Source organism: Trinickia sp. Z7 (assembly GCF_056498045.1).
Genome location: NZ_JAUEQW010000028.1, coordinates 1 through 19,018 on the forward strand (window position 1 = coordinate 1; position 19,018 = coordinate 19,018).

Annotated in this window: 15 protein-coding genes and 3 pseudogenes; 10 read left to right on the top strand and 8 right to left on the bottom strand. The window is 60.1% G+C overall.

Annotated elements, in window-relative coordinates; all coding sequences use genetic code 11:
• Positions 1-216 precede the first annotated feature (216 nt).
• A complete protein-coding gene (locus QQS38_RS25455; RefSeq protein ID WP_479648120.1) occupies positions 217-342 on the top strand; it encodes a hypothetical protein in 126 nt (41 codons plus the stop codon).
• A gap of 589 nt (positions 343-931) precedes the next feature.
• Here the strand turns inward: QQS38_RS25455 and pdxR are convergent.
• Entirely contained in the window at positions 932-2,344 is a 1,413-nt protein-coding gene (gene pdxR, locus QQS38_RS25460; protein ID WP_479648121.1) for a MocR-like pyridoxine biosynthesis transcription factor PdxR, read from the bottom strand.
• A gap of 141 nt (positions 2,345-2,485) precedes the next feature.
• Here pdxR and QQS38_RS25465 point away from each other — a divergent pair.
• Both QQS38_RS25465 and QQS38_RS25470 read left to right on the top strand, forming a co-directional pair.
• Positions 2,486-2,884 (top strand): annotated as a pseudogene (locus QQS38_RS25465) (HD domain-containing protein); the annotation flags it as partial.
• Positions 2,885-3,074: 190 nt separating this feature from the next.
• On the top strand, positions 3,075-3,932 hold the full coding sequence (locus tag QQS38_RS25470; protein ID WP_479648122.1) for a DMT family transporter: 858 nt from the start codon (positions 3,075-3,077) through the stop codon (positions 3,930-3,932).
• A gap of 225 nt (positions 3,933-4,157) precedes the next feature.
• Here the strand turns inward: QQS38_RS25470 and QQS38_RS25475 are convergent, their stop codons facing one another.
• On the bottom strand, positions 4,158-5,039 hold the full coding sequence (locus tag QQS38_RS25475; protein WP_479648123.1) for a LysR family transcriptional regulator: 882 nt from the start codon (positions 5,037-5,039) through the stop codon (positions 4,158-4,160).
• A gap of 89 nt (positions 5,040-5,128) precedes the next feature.
• On the opposite strand from QQS38_RS25475, the gene QQS38_RS25480 reads away from it, so the two are divergent.
• Positions 5,129-5,896, top strand: a complete 768-nt coding sequence (locus QQS38_RS25480; RefSeq protein WP_479648124.1) for a sulfite exporter TauE/SafE family protein — start codon at positions 5,129-5,131, stop codon at positions 5,894-5,896.
• Positions 5,897-6,124: 228 nt separating this feature from the next.
• On the opposite strand, the gene QQS38_RS25485 is transcribed toward QQS38_RS25480, so the two are convergent.
• Positions 6,125-7,144 carry an alpha/beta fold hydrolase gene (locus tag QQS38_RS25485; protein ID WP_479648125.1) on the bottom strand — a complete coding sequence of 340 codons (1,020 nt, stop codon included), beginning with the start codon at positions 7,142-7,144 and terminating at the stop codon, positions 6,125-6,127.
• Positions 7,145-7,357: 213 nt separating this feature from the next.
• Between QQS38_RS25485 and QQS38_RS25490 the strand changes: the two genes are divergently transcribed.
• The 4 genes and pseudogenes from QQS38_RS25490 to QQS38_RS25505 all read left to right on the top strand — a co-directional run.
• Complete coding sequence (locus tag QQS38_RS25490) at positions 7,358-7,723, top strand: DUF805 domain-containing protein (protein ID WP_479648126.1); 366 nt, start codon at positions 7,358-7,360, stop codon at positions 7,721-7,723.
• A 7-nt stretch (positions 7,724-7,730) separates the two neighbouring features.
• Positions 7,731-9,995 carry an FAD-binding protein gene (locus QQS38_RS25495; protein WP_479648127.1) on the top strand — a complete coding sequence of 755 codons (2,265 nt, stop codon included), beginning with the start codon at positions 7,731-7,733 and terminating at the stop codon, positions 9,993-9,995.
• Positions 9,996-10,117: 122 nt separating this feature from the next.
• Positions 10,118-11,074 (top strand): hypothetical protein, encoded by a 957-nt coding sequence (locus QQS38_RS25500; protein ID WP_479648128.1) that lies wholly within the window; start codon positions 10,118-10,120, stop codon positions 11,072-11,074.
• 145 nt (positions 11,075-11,219) lie between these two features.
• Positions 11,220-11,488 (top strand): annotated as a pseudogene (locus tag QQS38_RS25505) (3-keto-5-aminohexanoate cleavage protein); the annotation flags it as partial.
• Here QQS38_RS25505 and QQS38_RS25510 read toward each other — a convergent pair.
• A pseudogene (locus QQS38_RS25510) lies at positions 11,485-11,616 on the bottom strand (nuclear transport factor 2 family protein); the annotation flags it as partial. The pseudogenes QQS38_RS25505 and QQS38_RS25510 overlap by 4 nt on opposite strands.
• A 589-nt stretch (positions 11,617-12,205) precedes the next feature.
• Between QQS38_RS25510 and QQS38_RS25515 the strand changes: the two are divergent.
• Complete coding sequence (locus tag QQS38_RS25515; RefSeq protein WP_479648129.1) at positions 12,206-12,727, top strand: arsenate reductase (azurin) small subunit; 522 nt, start codon at positions 12,206-12,208, stop codon at positions 12,725-12,727.
• 12 nt (positions 12,728-12,739) lie between these two features.
• A complete protein-coding gene (locus tag QQS38_RS25520; protein ID WP_479648130.1) occupies positions 12,740-15,229 on the top strand; it encodes an arsenate reductase (azurin) large subunit in 2,490 nt (829 codons plus the stop codon).
• 189 nt (positions 15,230-15,418) lie between these two features.
• On the opposite strand, the gene QQS38_RS25525 is transcribed toward QQS38_RS25520, so the two are convergent.
• The 4 genes from QQS38_RS25525 to QQS38_RS25540 form a co-directional block, all read right to left on the bottom strand.
• Positions 15,419-16,093, bottom strand: a complete 675-nt coding sequence (locus QQS38_RS25525; RefSeq protein ID WP_479648131.1) for a type 1 glutamine amidotransferase domain-containing protein — start codon at positions 16,091-16,093, stop codon at positions 15,419-15,421.
• 873 nt (positions 16,094-16,966) lie between these two features.
• The gene (locus QQS38_RS25530; protein ID WP_479648132.1) at positions 16,967-17,116 is read right to left on the bottom strand and encodes a hypothetical protein; all 150 of its coding nucleotides are present in this window, start codon (positions 17,114-17,116) and stop codon (positions 16,967-16,969) included.
• A gap of 76 nt (positions 17,117-17,192) precedes the next feature.
• Positions 17,193-17,915 carry an SDR family oxidoreductase gene (locus tag QQS38_RS25535; protein WP_479648133.1) on the bottom strand — a complete coding sequence of 241 codons (723 nt, stop codon included), beginning with the start codon at positions 17,913-17,915 and terminating at the stop codon, positions 17,193-17,195.
• 52 nt (positions 17,916-17,967) lie between these two features.
• Entirely contained in the window at positions 17,968-18,627 is a 660-nt protein-coding gene (locus tag QQS38_RS25540) for an HD domain-containing protein (RefSeq protein WP_479648134.1), read from the bottom strand.
• Positions 18,628-19,018: the final 391 nt, after the last annotated feature.

A 19,018-nucleotide genomic window follows, 5' to 3' on the forward strand; every position in this document is an offset into this window, starting at 1 on the left:
TTGGGCGGAGGTCATGATTCGGCTCCTGCTGAAGAACGAGGCGGATTGCCTCATTCGCCAACATAAAACCGCGTGACCGGCTTCGCTCTGACCTCCAGCGTCGGGCCGGAGCCCCTACCGCGGGAGCAGTTTCGTTCCGCGGCCACAAGCGGCCAGTCGACAAAGCCGCGTACATCGTCGACAACGATCGATGCTGAACTTTCTGTGGGGAACGTCATGGTCGAGATCAGCGGTGGTTTGCTGATTCCAAGCGTGAATATGTGGCTATTCACCATCGACCAACTTGATTCGCTGGTGAAAGCTTCGATCGCGCAATTCGCAAAATGCAACCGAATTGATTGACATCCCCAAAAAATAATGGGTCATGTTGCAGCAGATAATACTGTACCAAAAAAATGAAATGGACGTCCCCACCTCAAGGCGAGAGCAGTGCGCCAAAGTGGCTCAAGATGGGCCTAGCCTCGCTCTATCGCCTTCTATGTGGATTATTGCTGCTAGGTGTATTTGTGCTCGTTGAAATACATGTATTTGATATACAGATTCACGTCAATAAAATTCGGATAATTTCTCTACTTACCCTTACTGGTGGCTTGATCGTCATCACAGACGCATGGCGCAATTGGCTCTTGCACCTTCCTGTCAAGACTCGATTCACCCTACCGGTATCATATGGTTACCCAGGGTGGCGCGCCATTATTCAATCTCAGTTTGCCAGCGGATGTTTCCTGCTTATATTCGGCGCGCCACTATTTTCAATAAAATGATGCGGCGATTAACGCCGAAGAGGAATATATGATCCGATCGACTAAAATTCATAACACCGTTTTCAAAATTTGAAGTGAATCTTAACTCCGTTAGGCAACGTGCATCGCACACTGAGTAATACGGAAGACGTCATGGCAACGCTTGACGCCGCGCCGAAGTCGCCTCGTCAGTGGCTCCCGAGAACGACTTCTAAGAGCCGGGAACAGTTGACCGCCAGCGTCCGTTCATTCAAATTCGTCACACCGAGCAGTAGTCCCTGCTGTCTCGGCTCGGTCGTGTACCAAGGCGAGAGAGGAACTGGGGCCAACCCAAAAACTCGCGCCCGTGAAGCGATATCAATATCCGACACGGCGGATTGCGGCAGCGCGGCCACCACGGTCATGCCTGCGGAACCCTCCACTTGGATTGATTCTGAGGCGAGTTCCTTCAGACAACGAACCAGGGCTTCTTGCCGGCCCGCGTAAAGACGCTTCATACGCCGTAAATGGCGAAGATAGTGTCCATCGTGCATAAACTCGGTCACGGCGTGCTGCACGGATGCTGCCGGGGCGGGCGAAAGGCACGCCGCGACGTCGCCGAAGCCGCGTGCCATCGCCGGCGGGACAACGAGAAAACCCAGGCGCAGTGCCGGGCTGATCGTCTTGCTGAAGGTCCCGATGTGGAGCACGCGTCCGTCCCGATCAAGCGAGGCCAGAGCGGGTGCAGCCCGTCCTCTCAACTGCAACTCGCCGAGATAATCGTCTTCCACGATCCAGGCATCGTGGTGCTTGGCCCAGTCGAGCAGTGAAATCCGCCGAGCGAGCGACATCGTCATCCCGAGCGGCGCTTGCTGGCCCGGCGTAACCACCGCTACGGCGGCTGCAGGCGCGATTCGGATGCCGGCGTCGACATCGAGCCCGTCCGTATCCACCGGCACCCCTGCCACGGTCATGCCGGCCAGGCCGAGCGCCGTGCGCGTGAGAGGAAAACCGGGATCTTCCACCCAGGCTTGTTTCCCTTCGATGCACAAGCCGCGAATCGCGAGGTTGAGCGCGCCGGCAAAACCTGCGGTGACGAATACCTGGGACGGACTGCAGAGAAGACCGCGAGACACCGCAAGATACGACGCGATTTCCTGTCGCAGATCGGGATCGCCGCGCGGGTCGGGATAGCCGACAGGAGCCGCTGCCGCCCGGCGCGCGGCGCGCACCTGAATGCGTGACCAGAGCTTGAATGGAAACGCGTCCTGCGAGGGAACACCCATTTGAAAAGCCACGGGCGTCGTGCTGAAGTCGTCGAAAAGCTCAGGAAGTGGCGGTGCCTCGGGCAACCATTTGGTCGTCGCCGGCGAGGGCCTCGCAACTACCCGCGTGCCGGCCGCACCCAATCCGACCACGAATTGTTCGTCGATTAGTCGTTCATAAGCCGTACGAACCGTGCCTCGTGATACGCCGAGCTGGGCGGCCAAATCTGACCAGGAGGGCAGCCGTGCGCCGGCGGTGAGCTGACCCGACTCGATCGCATTTCGGATCGAGCTATAAATTTGCGCCGACAGCGCGATACCTCCAGCGCGATCGATGCCAATAGAAAGCGTTGCCATGGACGCGATAGTACATTGGAATTTCCCGATCTTGGGCCTACTCCATGACCCATGCGAAGCGTAAGTTCTTCGGTGTAGCGCCGTGAATCAGTTCGGGCGCTAGGTCACCCGCCCGAGCGGGACGATCCAGAAGATGCATGCTTCGAAGTGGACGGCGCCAACGCCGCACGCGATTTTCTGCCAGCCACCATGTCGACGAGGCGGACGTGGCGAAGGTATGGACCGCTGTGGCGCTTCATACGACGCCGGCCATTCCGGAACACATGCACGGCGAAATCGCGCTGGTGCAGGCCGGAGCGGGGACGGACGTGGCGGGACGGGACTTCGATGCGTTCACGGAAGAGCAGCGCGGCGGCGGTCGCGGCTTATCCGCGCGGCGCCGACTTCACCAACAAAATGATCGATGCCTTTTACGACGGCATGAAGCATCGCCCAGGCACCACGTTTGGCACGTTCAACGATGATTTTCTGGCGCACAAGGATCCCAGCTTCGAGCGCGTGAACCTGTGCAGCATCATGTTGAATTCCAGATGGGGCTGACTTCGTCGGCATAGGATCGTCGCCGGCGGCTCGGAGGTACGGTGGGCGGCGACGGCGACCAATGATCGTCCTCTAAACACGATCAGTCGCTCCAACCTCCGGTGTGCATTGCTCCGCCACGCTCATCGCTCGTACTGGCAGCGCGATGGCCGGATACTAGCGAAAGATTCAGGTCTTTTTGTGGAGTTCTATGTCGCCCGTGCGTGTCACAGTGCTGACGCTCCTCGCAATGGTCGCATTTGCAGCGAATTCGTTGCTATGCCGGCTTGCCCTCAAAGGAACCCACATCGACGCAGCGAGTTTTACGTCGGTCCGTATCGCTTCGGGCGCTCTCGCGCTCTCGTTGATAATGCGGCTCCGGGGCGGCAAGCTGGTCGGCGCCGGAAACTGGCTGTCTGCACTAGCGCTGTTCGCCTATGCGGCTGCATTCTCGTTTGCATACCTGAGCCTGCCAGCGTCCACTGGCGCCCTGCTTCTGTTCGGCGCCGTACAGACGACCATGATCGGGTACGGCATCCGAAAGGGCGAACGCTTTCATGGGCGGCAATGGATCGGGTTGATTTGCGCGCTGGCAGGCCTTGTCGGGCTGCTGCTTCCCGGTCTCTCAGCGCCGCCTCCCGGAGGCGCTGCCCTCATGCTCGGTGCCGGCGTCGCTTGGGGCATCTATTCATTGCGCGGCAAGGGCGCAGGAAATCCCACCGCGGTGACGGTCGGCAACTTCCTGCGCGCAGTCCCACTTGCCGCTGCGCTCAGCGCCGTCATGTCCACTCACGCTTCGATTGATTACGTCGGCTTCTGGTACGCAACGGCTTCCGGTGCAGCGGCCTCCGGCATTGGCTACGCCATCTGGTACGCGGCGTTGCCCGCTCTGAAACCCGGCAACGCGGCCACGGTGCAATTGAGCGTGCCGGTCATCGCGACGCTCGGCGCAGTTGCATTTCTTGGAGAGAGCGTGACCGTCCGCATCGTGTTGGCCTCGGCAGCAATCCTCGGAGGTATTGCCCTCGTTGTGATGCGTCGGGGAACCCAGCACGACAGGCCGGCGTAAAAGCACGGCAAGCAGCGAACCCACGCAAGACGCTGCGCCCGCGGCATAGGACTTTCTTTTATCGCGGCCTCCCCACGTGTGTGCGGAGCATAAGCACGAACTCCCATCTCCCTATGCGGGGCGACGAACGGCCGTTGTACCTTGAAAGCCGCCGATGAAGTCGCAGCGGATTGATTGGCTGCAGTCGTGAGACTTCCACCCATAATCGCTTCGTCAACGCAAAGGCTACGGCGCGCCTTCCATCAACTGACGTGCGAGCAAGCCGGCGTGCGGCGTCAGCACGAGAAAGTCGCGCGCGCAAAGGTAAAGCCGCCGCGCGGCCCATGCCTCCGACAGTGGCAGGATGGCAACGTCCCGACGCAGCGTGCTCGCCAATGCCTTGGAAAGGATCGATACGCCGATGCCGGCCTCGACCAGCATCGCCACATGCTCGACGCTGCGCAACTGGACGCGGTAGTTGAGCTGACGACCAAGGCGCGACGCGCGTTCCGCGAGGTGCGTTTCGAGCGCACTGTCCGCCATGCCGACAACCGGTTCGCCAAGGATGTCCGTGAATGCCACGGACGCTTGCGTCGCCGCGCGATGCGCGCGGCTGGTCACGACAACGAGCTCGTCCTGTGCAATCAGATGCGTCTGTAGGTTCGCGAGGTCGGTGATGTCGGCCACGATCCCAAGGTCCGCGCGCCGGTCCACCAGCGCCTGAACGATTTCGGAACTGGGCCGTTCTTCGAGATCGACGCCAAGGTCGGGATGCGCCGCCAGGAACTCACATAGCCGGGGCGGCAGGAATGCCGCGAGCGCCGCGGTGTTGGAGAGCAGTCGAATGCGTCCTTTCAGCCCCGTTGCGTAGGTTCGCAACTCCCCGCGCATTTGCTCGACCTGGCCCAGGATCGAACGGGCATGGCGGATCAAGGCCTCGCCGGCCGCAGTTGCGCGCACGCCGCGACGGTTACGCTCCAGCAACGGTGCGCCAAACGCCAACTCCATGCCCGCGATGCGCTCACTGACGGACGCCAGCGCCAGGTGCATTTCCCGCGCGCCTTGCGTCAAGCTGCCGGATTCCACAACCGTTAGGAAGAGCCGCATATCTGTCAGGTCGAAGCGCACGACAAAGTCCCCTGCCTTCGGTTTTTCCGAAGTCTAGCACTGGAAATGCCAGATTGCGGACAGATGGTCGAGTGCCTAGCATTACCGCCATGGAATCCATTTTGCTGGTTTTTACGGCCGGATTAGTGGCTGGTGCAATGAACGCACTGGCCGGAGGCGGCTCGTTTGTCAGCCTGCCTGCGTTAATAGCGGCGGGTGTGCCACCGGTTTATGCGAATACCTCCAGTACGGTGGCGCTGTTTCCTGGCGGCCTCGCCAGCGCGTTGACGTATCGCGACGGCCTGGGTCCGGTCGGGCCGGTGTCGTTGCGCGCGTTGCTGGTTGCTACGCTATGCGGTGGCCTCGTTGGCGCCATCCTGCTGCTGCACACCTCGTCTGCAGCATTCACTTTCGTGTTGCCCTGGCTGCTGCTGATCGCATCCGTTGCGCTCGCATTCGGACGGCGAATCGGCGATGCACTGCGTGCGCGCTGGCATATTCGCGCAGGCGCGGTGCTGGTCATCCAGTTCGCGCTCGGCGTCTATGGGGGCTACTTTGGGGGCGCGGTGGGGATCATGATGGTCGCTATATGGGGGCTGCTCGACACTCGCGATATCAAGCATCTGAATGCACCGCGTACGCTGCTGGTCAGCGCGGCAAACCTTGTCGCAGTGCTGGCATTCATCGGCGCGCAGGCGGTGCGCTGGCCCGAGACGCTGGCCATGCTGGCCGGCGCAATTCTTGGCGGGTATGGTGGCGCGCGCATTGGCCGGCGCGCTTCGCCTGCAGTCATTCGTACCGGCACGCTACTGGCAACGTCCTGCATCACATTGGCGTTCTTCATGAAGACCTACGCACCGATGCTGCTGCATCGTTGAGCATGTTGGGGGCCCTACTGGAAACCATCGGATCGCTCGCCATCCTGGCAAGCATCGCGGCGCATGTGGCGATGTCACGCCGCAAGCCTATGTCGCGCGACGTTTTTGGGCCGGCTCGTCGAGCCGATAGTTGACGGACATTTGGACGACTTCCCGCTTCGTGCAACGTGAGCCCCGTCGACGTTCTCCGACCTGGTCACTCAGTCAGCTATAGCGCCAGCTTTTATCTCACGAACTGCCTGCACCCGACAGCACAGATTCAGGGGGGCGATGTAGGCGAACCAGGAAGTTTTCAACTGCGCGATTGAACGCCGCATTGTCTTCGACATGAGGTATATGCCCGACTCCGGGCAACACGTTCATGTGCGCGTCAGGCAACAGTCGTGACAGGCGTAGTCCCTCACTAACGGGCGTCACGCCGTCGGTCGCCCCCCAGATCACTTCGACCGGCATTGTCAGTGACGCGTAATCCGATGAACGGCTGCTTCTGCTACGGCCTGGATCATTGACAAATGCATTCAGCCAGTTGCCGTAAGCCTGCGTTGTTCCAACCAGTGAGAGCGGTCGCTGGTAGACGGCAATCCGGTCAGGCGTCAGCGCGTCATGACGCGAGGTGAACTTGCGCAGAAACCATCCGGTGAGCCGTGGATTGGTTGCCGTCGCGGCGATCACCGGTCGCGCGACGGCCGGTAACTCCATCAGACTACCGACCAACCCGTGGTCGGTTGGCGGCGGATCGATAGACAGCGCCGCATCCACCAGCACCGCCGCTTTAAATCGCCCGGGCTCGGCCATCAACGCTTCGACCGTGGCTCGCCCACCGAACGAATGGCCAACGATAATCACCTGCGAAAGCTTCAGCGTATCGAGCACCCCGAGAATGCGCAAAGCCTGGTGGCCCGTGTCGTATGTATTGGCCGCAGGCCGGCTGGTGTACCCGAAAGGCGGCAGGTCCACCGCGATGCAGTGATAGCCGGCCTGACCGAGATAGTCCATGGTCTGAAGCCAAGTCGAACTCCAAGCGCCCAGACCTGAGATGAAGACGATCGCCTGCCCGTCAGCGGGGCCGCGCTCCTGTATCAGCATGTCCACGTCCGCGGCACGCACGAAGCGTGATCCGGGCGGCGCCGCGCTCCGCGCGATGTCCCGCTCGCGGTTGTGGGCACTCAAGTCCGCGCCGCCCAATACCGCAACCAGCGCGATGATCGGCACGGCGACCACTGCGATCGCGACTTTATAAATTCTCATTAAATCTCACGCGCTCTTTTTATGCTTTATGGGTTCCGCGGCACCTTACCACGGCGAATGATTACGTACAGTTATGCTCGGCCATTTTTCTCAAGATTGAGATCGACCGATGATATCAAGTCCGCTTAAACTTGCGCACCGAAGCTTGAAACGCTTTGACGGCTTCAGGAACCGTCAATTGACTCCCGAGAATAGGCAAAAACAAAAATGCTATTGACTACCCTCGCCTCCGCTTTCTTTTTGAGCCGCGGTCGCATCACCCGCAGCGAATGGCTGACCCGGATCGTCATCGCCGCACTCGTGTGCGCCGCCTTCGGCAGCCTAGCCGGCTCCGGGTTTGGCGAGATGGGCACGGGCCTCTTCGCGATCGTCTTCCTCTGGAGCGCGGGCGCGCTCTGCGCCCAACGCCTGCACGACATCGGCCGCTGCGGATGGTCCTTACTGACCGCCATCGTCCCGGTGTTCGGCCCGATCTGGCTGCTGATCCAGATGCTGCGTCGCGGCGTCGATCACGAAAACCGCTTTGGTCCCGATCCGGCGACGCGCTCCGATTACCTCAAAGTCAATATCGCGGAGTGATGCAGACATGGCAACGGTCAACGACGTCACCCAGCTGAACCGCATTCCCGTATTTTCAGTCGCAACGCCCACCACCACAAAGGAAGTCGTCGAGGCGCTCACCCAGACCAATCTGCCGGTATCGGTAGGCGGCGGCCATTTCAGCATGGGAGGGCATACCGCGAGTCCGGGCACCCTGCATCTGGATATGCGCAAGATGAACCGTGTGCTCCGTTTCGAGCCGCATACGCCGGTGATTCGCGTGCAGGCCGGCATCCGCTGGTGCGACATTCAGCGTTTTATAGATCCGCACGGCCTGTCAGTCAAAATCATGCAGACCTACGCGAACTTCACGGTGGGCGGCGCGCTGTCGGTTAACGCGCACGGGCGATACATGGGATTGGGGCCGGTTGTGCTATCGGTACGGGCGATTACGCTCGTGCTCGCCAACGGCGAGATAGTCAACGCCACCCCTTTCGAGAACGCCACGTTGTTCAACGCGGCGATCGGCGGATATGGCGGCGTGGGCATCATCACCGAAGCGGAGCTGGACCTTGTGCCCAATACGCGGGTCAAGCGCAGCGACAGCAAGATGCGCACTGCCGATTACAAGGCATGGTTCGATACGAATGTGCGCAGCCATCAAGATGTGATCTTCCACAATTTCGATCTCTATCCGCCGCACTATACGCGCGGCCGGGCAATCAGTTGGACGGTCACGGACGAGCCGGCTACGTCGGCACGATTGCAGCCTCTCAGTCGCGGCTTTCTTGCGGCGAAATACTTTCTATGGGCCATTACCGAAACGCCGCTCGGCAAGTTCCGTCGCGAGTTTCTGTACGACCCGCTCCTGTATTTCGGCAAGAAGGTGCATTGGCGCAATTACGAAGCCGGTTACGACGTCGCAGAACTCGAGCCGGTCGGGCGGCGCCGGCGCACGTACGTGCTGCAGGAGTACTTCGTGCCCGTGGACGCCGTCACGCGATTTGCCGAGGCACTATCGGCGATCCTCTCGCGGCATCGGGTGAACGCAGTCAACATTTCGATCCGCCATGCGCTGGCCGACAACCGTACGGTCATGGCATGGGCGCGCGGCGAGACGTTCGCCTTCGTGCTCTACCACAAGCAGCGCACTCGCGAGAATGCCAGGGAACGCGTTGCGGTATGGACGCGCGAACTGATCGATGCCGTCCTAGCCGTGGGCGGCACCTATTATCTGCCCTATCAACTGCACGCGACACACGAGCAGTTCCATCGCGCCTATCCGCGAGCGCGCGAAATGTTTGCGCTCAAGCAGCAGCTCGATCCGCAATACCGCCTGCGCGGCGCGCTGTGGGATCGCTACTATGCTCCCGAACGAGGCGCGCTCGACCCCGCGACCTCGTCGGCTGCTGCATCGCCCGCCGCTTTGCCTACCATTACGGCGAAGCAGGAGGACAGCAGCGGCGCCCTGTTCGCCACGATCTATCGTAACGAGCACGAAGCCGATCGTTTCTATGCGTTCCTGCAGAACATCTTCAACATCGTGCCAGAGGACCGTCTGCATACGTTGATCAAGACGTCGACGGCCGAACATATCGGCGACGAGCGCATCTATCGCGCGATCCAGGCGGGCCTCAAATCGATCACGCCGCGCTTCGCGATGCTCACCCACGCGCTGCCGTCGCTGTCGACGCAGAAGGCGGAAATGGGCCGGCAAGCCGCCATGCTGCTGGCCGATGCGCCGTTGCAAGACTACGTCGAGATCGGCACGACGGGGCGCTACGTTCGCGCCATGAAGAAGTATCTGTGCCTCAAAGGCCGCGTCACCCTGGTTCATGATGTGCGACCGGGGATGAGCCCGGTCGATATCGTCGAGCGTGGGCAGATCGGCTCGATAGGCGAGTTCCAGCCCTTGAACGACTACGCGCCCATCGCGCTGCCCGCGGCTAGCGCGGACCTGGTCAGTTGCTTTGTCGGCTTGCACCACATGGCGCCGGAAAAGCTCACGCCGTTTCTCGACTCGATCGCGCGGATCGTCCGTCCGGGTGGCTATTTCGTGGTCCGCGATCACGATGTTACGACGCCGATCATGGACGCATTCGTTTCGCTTGCCCATACGGTCTTCAACGCGGGGCTCGGCGAAACGTGGGAAACGAACCGGTCGGAACTCCGGTATTTCGCCAGTGTGAACGCCTGGATCTCGCGCATCGAAGCGGCAGGCTTTCGCCATACCGGATTGCGCCTGACGCAGCAGGGCGATCCGTCGGACAATACCCTGATGGCGTTCGTGCGCCATGGAGAGGCTGCATGATGCGGCAGTTGCGAAACGCGCTACTCGCCATCGGCCTCGCGCTTGCCTTCGCCACGCCGGCGGCGCATGCGGCGGCGGCGTCCTCGGCACCCGGGACGCAGGGCGTCTCATACCAAAGCCCCGTGCCTGCAGCGGATCGCCGCGGCGCCGAGCAGACGCTGCTGACCTTTCCGGAGTGGTACCTCGTGCACAGTCCCGCGGAGTACGCGCGGATCGTGCAAACCGGGCCGTCGCACGATTTTCCGTTTCTTGACCAGATCGCTCAGCTCTGGTCGAGCTACGCGGCCGTCACGCGCGAGCAGATGCGCGACAACTATCCGCTCAATCCCGGTTACCACGTGATGATCTGGGTCATCGCATCGAGCACGACCGTGGAATATGTCCTGCGCTCCGCCTACGAAAATACAGTGGGCCGCGCGAGCTGGCTTCTCGGCGGGAAAAAGCTTACTGATGAGGACCGCTATGGCGCTAAGGCGGCTCAGGAGTACGTGGACTTCATCCGTCAGGAGCCTTGGTACCTGTTCGACTTCAGCGCACGGCTGCGCCATCTTTGGAGCGACGTCCCGATGTGGGGGCCGGGGCTCGTGCGCAAATGGGAACGCCGGTACGCGTTGACCACCGAATACGCAATCAAGGCTGTCTATGGAAAACTAATCGAAAAGGCAACGCGGGCCGCCTACACGCCTGCCCTGATGACCACCGATGTTGTCGTGGACCACCTGCCCGACGGCTGGTTGGCGCCGGCTCACGTGAGCGTGCTTGCCCGCCTGCCCGACGGTCGGGCGTTACTTGCGTTGCCACGCTATTTCGACTTCAGGCTCGCGGCGACATCGCTCGCGCAACAGGGAATTCGTTTTACCGATATCGCCGGCAACACGTCGGAGATTCTGGTCTCGCTGTGGATGAAGGACGGCACGGCATTGCCGGCCGAAAGCGGCCGCGTGTTGTTTGAACAGCCGCTAACGATGCCTGCCCATACCCGCCGGGTCGCGCTGCTGATACCGGTTCGCGGCTTGTCCGATTTTCTGGCGGTAGCCGGGAAGGACGGCCTGGTTACGGAGCATGTGTACGACTACTGAAGCGGTGGTTGGTTTGCTTTGTGCCGCCAATTGTCGCCGATCTAAACAACGACGTCGACCGATCGCCTGTGGCCGAACCGCGCCGATGACGCCGCCAGGATACTGCGCCGACTCCGTCGAAATCCGGGGAGACAGGCGGCTGCCCCGGCTGTTTTGGGACGATTACCAATGGTCGATACTCGGCGCTGGCAAGCACCAGATACCGCTCCTTACCTATGGCGCCGTGATGGGCTCGCATGTGCGAGTCGGCCTGGAGGACAGCCTGTATCCGGTGCCGGGGAAAAAGCAAAGTCGAATGGCGAGCAGGTGCGCAAAATCCGGCGCATCCTGGAGGAACTCGGAATCGAGGTTGTCGCGCCGGATGAAGCGCGGCAGCTGCTCGGCTTGAAGGGGCGCGATGAGGTCGCGTTTTAAAGCGGCGGACTAGCGCGATACGCATCGAGACTTCTACGCGCTTGCGCTCGGATTGCGCGCTGCACGAAAGGTGTCCAGCCGAGCAACGCCCCCTTCGGGCCGAGCGCTTGGCGCGCCCAGCGCCACAAACGTTCCTGGTGTGTGAGAAGTAGTCCATCTCGGGACGGAATGCCTCGCTCGGTTCGAGGATATCGCTTTCGGTGAGCGGCGGGAGAGCCGTCGAGCTGTTGAAAAAGCGGCTCCTCGACGTCAAGCAACTGATCTCCGGCGTGTTTCCTTATCGCGAATCGGTGCGGACGTTTCGAACCGCGAGTGATCGATCGAAGCCGTGTGCAACTGACTGGGCACCTTGAGCGTTTCTTCTTTCTTTGCTTTCGGTCGACGCTGGACACGACCTCCCGAAAGGCGAGATTCCCAAGGAAGCTCAGACAGTTGCTTGACTACGAGATTTCTATTCTGAGCGCTGTAAGCCTTCGCTAGATCATGCCTCCCGCCGCCGCAGTTTGCTACCGGTAAACCCGCGAGCACACGATTCGCCTTTCAGCACGCTTGAAATACCGAAAGGTTTGCCCTAAACCCGTATCAATACTCCAAGAAATATAAAAATTGTGCGCCGTACCCATTCGGCAGTGCGATCACAGTCATTCGAGCGAACGACATCAATCCACACACAAATCCAATCAATTCGCTCCCTCACAACTCATAACGGAGGAGACTATGAGTCTTAGCCGCAGGCAATTTCTCAAGCTCACTGGTGGTGCGGCCGCCGGAGCCACCGTCACCGTCGCAGGCACTCAGGTCGCTCAAGCAGCTCAAGCAGCCCGAACCGATGCTGGTCGAACGACTTTGCCCTACACCCCAAAGGTGATCGCACATACTGCTCAATTACGAGAGAACGTCCCGCTCGCGTTCACTTTTCCAGATGCCTCGTCGCCGTGCGCCGTGGTGAAGATGGGCACGCCCGTGCCCGGTGGCGTCGGCCCCGAACGCGACATCGTGGCGTTCAGTGTGTTGTGCACGCATATGGGTTGCCCGGTTTCGTACGATACGGCCACACGCGAATTTAGATGTCCATGCCATTTCAGCACGTTCGATGCCGAAAAATCCGGTCAGATGATTTCGGGGCAGGCAACCGAGAAGCTCCCGGCCATCGTGCTCGATTACAACGCGAGCGACGGCACGGTGCGTGCAATCTCGGTCGACGGTTTGATCTACGGCCGTCAATCCAATCTGCTGTAGAGAGGGGCGATCATGGCTACCAACAAGGATCGGGTGGCGCTGCCGCCCGTTCAAGCCCAGCGCACGAATCTCACGTGCCACTTTTGTATCGTCGGATGCGGATACCACGTCTTCAAGTGGCCGGAAAACACCGAGGGTGGGCGCGCACCCAATCAGAACGCATTGGGGCTGGACTTCCGTACGCAATTGCCGCCGTTGTCCTTGGTCATGACACCGGCAATGCAAAACACGGTCATCGACAAGGATGGGCACCGGTACAACATCATGGTCGTGCCGGACAAGCAATGCAGCGTCAATCTCGGCTTGTCGTCGACGCGTGGCGGGCAGCTTGCGAAGGTGATGTACAGCCCCGATGGCGGGGTAGCCAAGGAGCGTTTGCGAAGCCCACGGGTGTACTTGGCTGATCAATGGATGGACACGAGCTGGGACGACGCGCTTGCGCTGTATGCTGGCCTCACCAAGAAGATTCTCGATAGCGCCGGCCCTTCGGTGCTCGCCTTCGATTGCTTCGATCACGGCGGCGCCGGCGGCGGCTTCGAGAATACCTGGGGCACGGGCAAACTGATGTTCACCGCGCTCAAGACGCCGCTCGTACGCATCCATAACAGGCCTGCCTACAATTCGGAGTGCCATGCGACGCGTGAAATGGGCATCGGTGAGCTAAACAACAGCTACGAGGATGCTGAACTGGCCGACGTCATCATGGCGATCGGGTGTAACTCCTACGAAACACAGACCAACTATTTCCTCGCCCACTGGCTGCCGAATCTGCAAGGGCAGACAGTCGACAAGCGCAAACAGCGCTTCCCCGGGGAGAGTGTTCAGGCAGCGAAGATCATCTTCGTGGACCCGCGTCGCACCACCACGATCGCGATCGCTGAGCGCGTTGCCGGGAAACAGAACGTATTGCATCTGGACATCGAGCCCGGTACCGACATTGCGCTCTTCGACGGCCTGTTGACATACGTCGTGGATCAGGAATGGCACGACAAGGAATACATCGCGCAATTTACCAACGGATTCGACGATGCGTTGAAGACCAACCGTCTTTCCTTGGACGAAACCAGTCGCATTACGGGAGTGCCTGTCGAGCGTCTGAAGCAGGCGGCTGAATGGGCGTATAAGCCGAAGGCGTCTGGGCATCGCCCACGGACCATGCACGCCTATGAAAAGGGAATCATCTGGGGAAACGACAACTACCTCATCCAATCCGCGCTGGTTGACGTCGTGTTGGCCACCCACAACGTCGGGCGCCGCGGTACCGGTGTCGTTCGCATGGGCGGGCATCAAGAGGGCTATACGCGCCCTCCGTATCCGGGAGACACGAAGATCTACGTCGACCAGGAGATCATTCACGGCAAGGGCATGATGTACACCGCGTGGGGGGCGAATCCGTTCCAGACGACCTTGAACGCGGAGGAGCATCGTGCGGTCATCCTGCATCGCGCCGGCATCGTACGAGAAGCGATGTCGCGCCAACGTGGCGCGTCGACCGCGCAACTCGTGGATGTCGCTTATGACGCGGTGAAAAACAAGGGGGGGCTGTTTGTCGTCGCTATCAACCTGTACCCGACCAAACTTGCCGACGCGGCGCATCTGATGTTGCCGGCTGCGCATCCGGGCGAAATGAATCTGACCTCGATGAACGGCGAGCGGCGCATGCGTCTGTCGGAGCGCTTCATGGACCCGCCCGGTACCGCGTTGCCCGACTGCTTGATTGCAGCGGCAATCGCGAACACCATCAAACGTATGTATGAAGCCGAGGGCAAGCATGACATGGTCGCGCGGTTTTCCGGCTTCGACTGGAAGACCGAGGAGGACGCGTTCAACGATGGCTTCCGGCAAGCGGGACAACCGGGCGTCGCTCCGATCGACAGTCAGGGCGGCAAGACCGGAAATCTGGTGACGTACGCTCGGCTGCGTGCGATGGGCAACAACGGGGTTCAATTGCCGGCCAAGTCGTACGAAGGCGGCAAGCTGATCGGCACCGAGATGCTCTACACCGACGGCAAGTTCGACACTTCTGACGGCAAAGCGCAATTCAAGCCGGCGAAATGGCCTGGCCTGCCCAAGCCAGTTGCCGATCAGAAGGCAAAGTACAAGTTCTGGATCAATAACGGACGCGTGAACGAAGTCTGGCAGACCCTTTATCACGATCAGTACAACGAGTTCGTTCGCGAACGCGTGCCGATGGCGTTCCTCGAACTCAATCCGGACGACGCGCGCTCGCTCGGTATCGCTTCCGGCGATGTCGTGGAGCTCTATAACGATTATGGGTCGACCTACGCGATGGCCTATCTCGAGCCCGCGATCAAGCACGGCCAGACGTTCATGCAGTTTGGGCATTTCAACGGGATCGTGGGCAACGTAACGACACCGTGGACAGACCGCAACGTCGTGCCGTACTACAAGGGGACGTGGGCGAATTTGCGCCGGGTGGGCACCGTGCAGGACTTCAAGGAAACCGTGAGCTTCAAGAGCCGACGGATCGATGCGACCTGAGCGCACTCGTCACTGTCCTTCGACATGACAGAGCTCACCGACGCGAATCTCGTCACGGTCGAGCAGCGTGGCCGCATCATGATCTATTCGGCCAATGATGCGGCCATGAACGCTCACACCTTTACCGCCCGGAAGCATTCACCAAGCGCGAAATACGCGAAATACGAATACTCCAGGCGGGTAAAACACTCAGTGCAAAAGCGCCATCAAATTCTTCGCGGTAGACGTCGAGGAAGCCGGATTCTGGCCCGTGACCAACCGGCCATCGGTAATCGAAAAGCTTTGCCAATCGTCCGCCTTCTCGTAAATACCTCCGAGTCGCTTCAATTCATCTTCGACAAGAAACGGTACGACATTCGTCAGTTTCACGGCTTCTTCCTCGGTATTTGTGAAACCGGTGACGCGTTTTCCTTTCACAAGTGGTTGGCCATCGATCGTCACGTGGTGCAAAACGGCCGGGCCGTGGCACACAGCGGCCACGGGCTTGCCGGCCTTCCAGAAGGCCTCGATCAACGCGATCGAATTTTTGTCCTCTGCCAAATCCCACATCGGGCCATGGCCACCTGGATAGAAGACTGCGTCATAGCCCTGGGCCCGCACGTCAGCAAGCTTGACCGTGTTGGCCAGGACGGACTTGGCAGCCGGGTCCGCCTTGAATCGCTTTGTCATATCCGTCTCGCCTTCAGGCGTGTCGCTCTTGGGGTCGAGAGGTGGCTGGCCGCCCTTCGGGGACGCAACCGTGACATTCACGCCCCCATCGAGGAACGTGTAGTAGGGAGCGGCAAACTCTTCGAGCCAGAACCCGGTTTTCTTCCCGGTATTTCCTAACGTATCGTGAGAGGTCATTACCATCAGAATTTTCATTGTCTGCTCCGAATCAAGAAGGCCCGAACCGACTCCGCCACCTTCGGTTCTTGCACGTACACGCCCGCGTTGTGACTTGTCCCCTCGTCGAAGGTTGGCTGTGTGCGGATTCAGGCTGACATCGGACTCGAACGATGCGATGCGTCGGCAATCGGCCAAGCCCGTCCGCTATACAGAATAGGTTGCTTTTTGAATGACGACCGGATTTTTAGTCGACGATGCAGGCAGGGTGACCCCCGGCGACGACGGTCTCGTTCGGCAGCACGGTGCGATATTAGGCCGTCGGTATATGCTGACGGTATCGGCACAACCTGCGATGCTCGCGATTTTGCAGCTTGCGGTCATGAACGCGTTGACTATGGCGCGACGATCTGGATGAAAGGTTCTCATCTTGATTGACGCGCGGCAGTTACCGATTGCGCCGACCGAACGCGACGGGACTAATGCGACCGGGTCGAAAGTCGCGTCATGGCTTGATCGTTAGTTGTTCCGCCTTAATCCATCGGAGAAGATGCTTGCCAGAAGCGTTGACATAGTCCACGTAGGCCCAGCCGGTTGGCACCTGCTTCAATACTGTCACAGTATCGTTCCGGACCAAATACGCACGGCTCGCGCGCCCGTCATTTGGCGCGGTATAGAGCGCCGCTTTTTCTACCGATACGATTCCTACGTGATGCTCCGTTTCCGTCGGTGACGGGAGGGGCGTATTCGGAGCACTTTCTCCCACCTTCGAGAGTCCCGCCTCTATGAGTCGCGCCTCGCTTTGCGCACCCGCGGTGCGCAAAGCGGTCGCAATTTTCTGATACGCCTGACGACTGGCAGGCCACGGCGGATCGCAACGCTGAACATTGTCCGCACCCGAATCATCATCAATTATTGACCGTGGCGGCTGACCAGCTTCTGATAGCGCTCGTCGGATATCGCATGCGCGAGAACCGCAATGGCGGGATTCGGCAAATAGTGACGGTAGGTGTCGTGTTGGCAGGCCACCCGGATTTTTTCGCGAAGCACCGTGCCTGTCATGGGAAGCCGCGCAGGCGTATTAGCGAAGCGCGGTATTGCGCCCTTGCATACTTCGAGCACGATGATAGTTGGGCGATCAGAACGCCGCCTTTCCCACCGACGCGCCACCGTCAACGAATAGTGTTTGTCCAGTAATGAAGCCCGCATCCTCGGACAGAAGAAATGCTAGAGCCGCGGCTAATTCCTCAGGCTTGCCAAATCGCTTCATCGGCACGAGCGACAGGAAACGCTGCTCCGCTTCGCTGCCAACGGGCGTGTTCTGCCGAAATAATTCGGTTTCAGTGGGCCCGGGCGCGACGGAATTGACAGTGATGCCCGTCTGCGCAAGCTCAAGCGCCCACGTGCGCGTAAAGCTCATCATCGCGGCTTTCGCCGCAGCGTAAGCCGTGCGGTTGGCCACGCCAAGGACGACAAGGCTGGAAAGGTTCACGATTCGCCCCCAGCCTCGATTCCGCATGCCGGGCAGCAAGGCTTGTACGGTCTGCACGGCAGAAGTGAGGTTATGACGGAAGGACGCTTCGAGATCGTCGAGATCGATCGCTTCGACACCGGCCAGCCGGACGAAGCCCGCGTTATTGACGACGCCATCGAAGGCATAGTGCTCGGCCAGCCGCTCGAGCGCACGCGCGGTCGCATTTCGATCCGTCAGATCGACGGACACCAGTGTGCCGGGGAAACTTGGATCGTCGGCGCCGCGTGCGAGGCCGACGACCTTGTGTCCGTCGGCGGCGAGCCGGTTCGACAACGCACGCCCGATACCCTTGCTGGCGCCCGTTACCAAGAATGTACGTTTGAACATCGGAAAATCCTGAAAGGCATAAGAGAGTTGGCCCGTATGGTCCGAAAAGACGTTAGCCCCAACGGGAATTGAGAATGACACTGCACAAGTTCACGCGCTTGAAGCTAGGGTCCTTGTACGCCAAGAAATCGTCGTTGAACGTGCCAACCGTGGTGCTGGGGCGATGCTTCATGCCGTCGTAGAAGGCATCAATCATCTTGCCGGCGAAATCGGCACCGCGCGGAAAGCGTGCGACCACCGCCGCGCGCTGTTCCTCGGTGAAGTCATCAAAGCCCCGTCCCGCCACGTCCATCCCGGCTCCGGCTTGCACCAGCGCGATCTCGCCGTGCATGTGCTCGGGTATGCCCGGCGTCGTATGGAGGGCTACAGCGGTCCACACCTTGGCTACGTCCACCTCGTCGACATGATGGCTGCGTAGGAAGTCGCGGGCAGCGTTAGCGCCGTCGACTTCAAAACGCAGTTCGCTTTCGCGATAGGCCAGCGTCAAACCGATGTCGTGGAACATGGCCGCCACGTAGAGCAGTTCTGGGTCGAAGGCGACGCTCTTTCGTTTTCCTAGTAGCGCACCCCATAGGTACACCCGTGTCGAGTGGTTAAACAGCAACTCGCTTTCGGTGTCGCGAATGAGCTGAGCTGCCTCCCTGACAAGCTGACTGTCGGGAATGACGATGTCGAGCATTTCGTCCGCCGTCGTTGCTTTATCTTGCTTCATCGAGATACTCGATCTGTAAGGAACGTGCGATTACTGCCGCAAACTTGATTTCCGCACAGCCCGAAGCGGGCGGCTGGTCTGGCGCCGGAAGTGACTGGAGGCGCTACACCGAGGAAGGTACGCTTCCCATGGGTCATGGAAAAGGCCCAAGATTGGGGAATTGCAATGTACTATCCGCCCATGGCAACGCTCTCTGTCAGCCTTGATCGCGGCTGACGCATCCCGCTGTCCGCGCAGATATCCAGAGCTTCTATATGTTGCGGCGTATCCGCCCGAGAATCCCCGTTATTGAATGAACGTCGCTGATCGCTGACGATTCTCCCATTGCGACGACGGGAGGATATTCATGCAGGAAACGCAGAAGTTGCCTGGGGACGCGGCGGGTGTAGCG

Bases quoted from the DNA above. Each gene is read 5' to 3' on its own strand.
- QQS38_RS25495 (WP_479648127.1), top strand. From the start codon at position 7,731: ATGGCAACGGTCAACGACGTCACCCAGCTGAACCGCATTCCCGTATTT.
- QQS38_RS25525 (WP_479648131.1), bottom strand. From the start codon at position 16,093: ATGAAAATTCTGATGGTAATGACCTCTCACGATACGTTAGGAAATACC.
- QQS38_RS25520 (WP_479648130.1), top strand. From the start codon at position 12,740: ATGGCTACCAACAAGGATCGGGTGGCGCTGCCGCCCGTTCAAGCCCAG.
- QQS38_RS25535 (WP_479648133.1), bottom strand. From the start codon at position 17,915: ATGTTCAAACGTACATTCTTGGTAACGGGCGCCAGCAAGGGTATCGGG.
- QQS38_RS25540 (WP_479648134.1), bottom strand. From the start codon at position 18,627: ATGAAGCAAGATAAAGCAACGACGGCGGACGAAATGCTCGACATCGTC.
- QQS38_RS25480 (WP_479648124.1), top strand. From the start codon at position 5,129: ATGGAATCCATTTTGCTGGTTTTTACGGCCGGATTAGTGGCTGGTGCA.
- pdxR (WP_479648121.1), bottom strand. From the start codon at position 2,344: ATGGCAACGCTTTCTATTGGCATCGATCGCGCTGGAGGTATCGCGCTG.
- QQS38_RS25530 (WP_479648132.1), bottom strand. From the start codon at position 17,116: ATGACAGGCACGGTGCTTCGCGAAAAAATCCGGGTGGCCTGCCAACAC.
- QQS38_RS25485 (WP_479648125.1), bottom strand. From the start codon at position 7,144: ATGAGAATTTATAAAGTCGCGATCGCAGTGGTCGCCGTGCCGATCATC.
- QQS38_RS25470 (WP_479648122.1), top strand. From the start codon at position 3,075: ATGTCGCCCGTGCGTGTCACAGTGCTGACGCTCCTCGCAATGGTCGCA.
- QQS38_RS25455 (WP_479648120.1), top strand. From the start codon at position 217: ATGGTCGAGATCAGCGGTGGTTTGCTGATTCCAAGCGTGAATATGTGG.
- QQS38_RS25515 (WP_479648129.1), top strand. From the start codon at position 12,206: ATGAGTCTTAGCCGCAGGCAATTTCTCAAGCTCACTGGTGGTGCGGCC.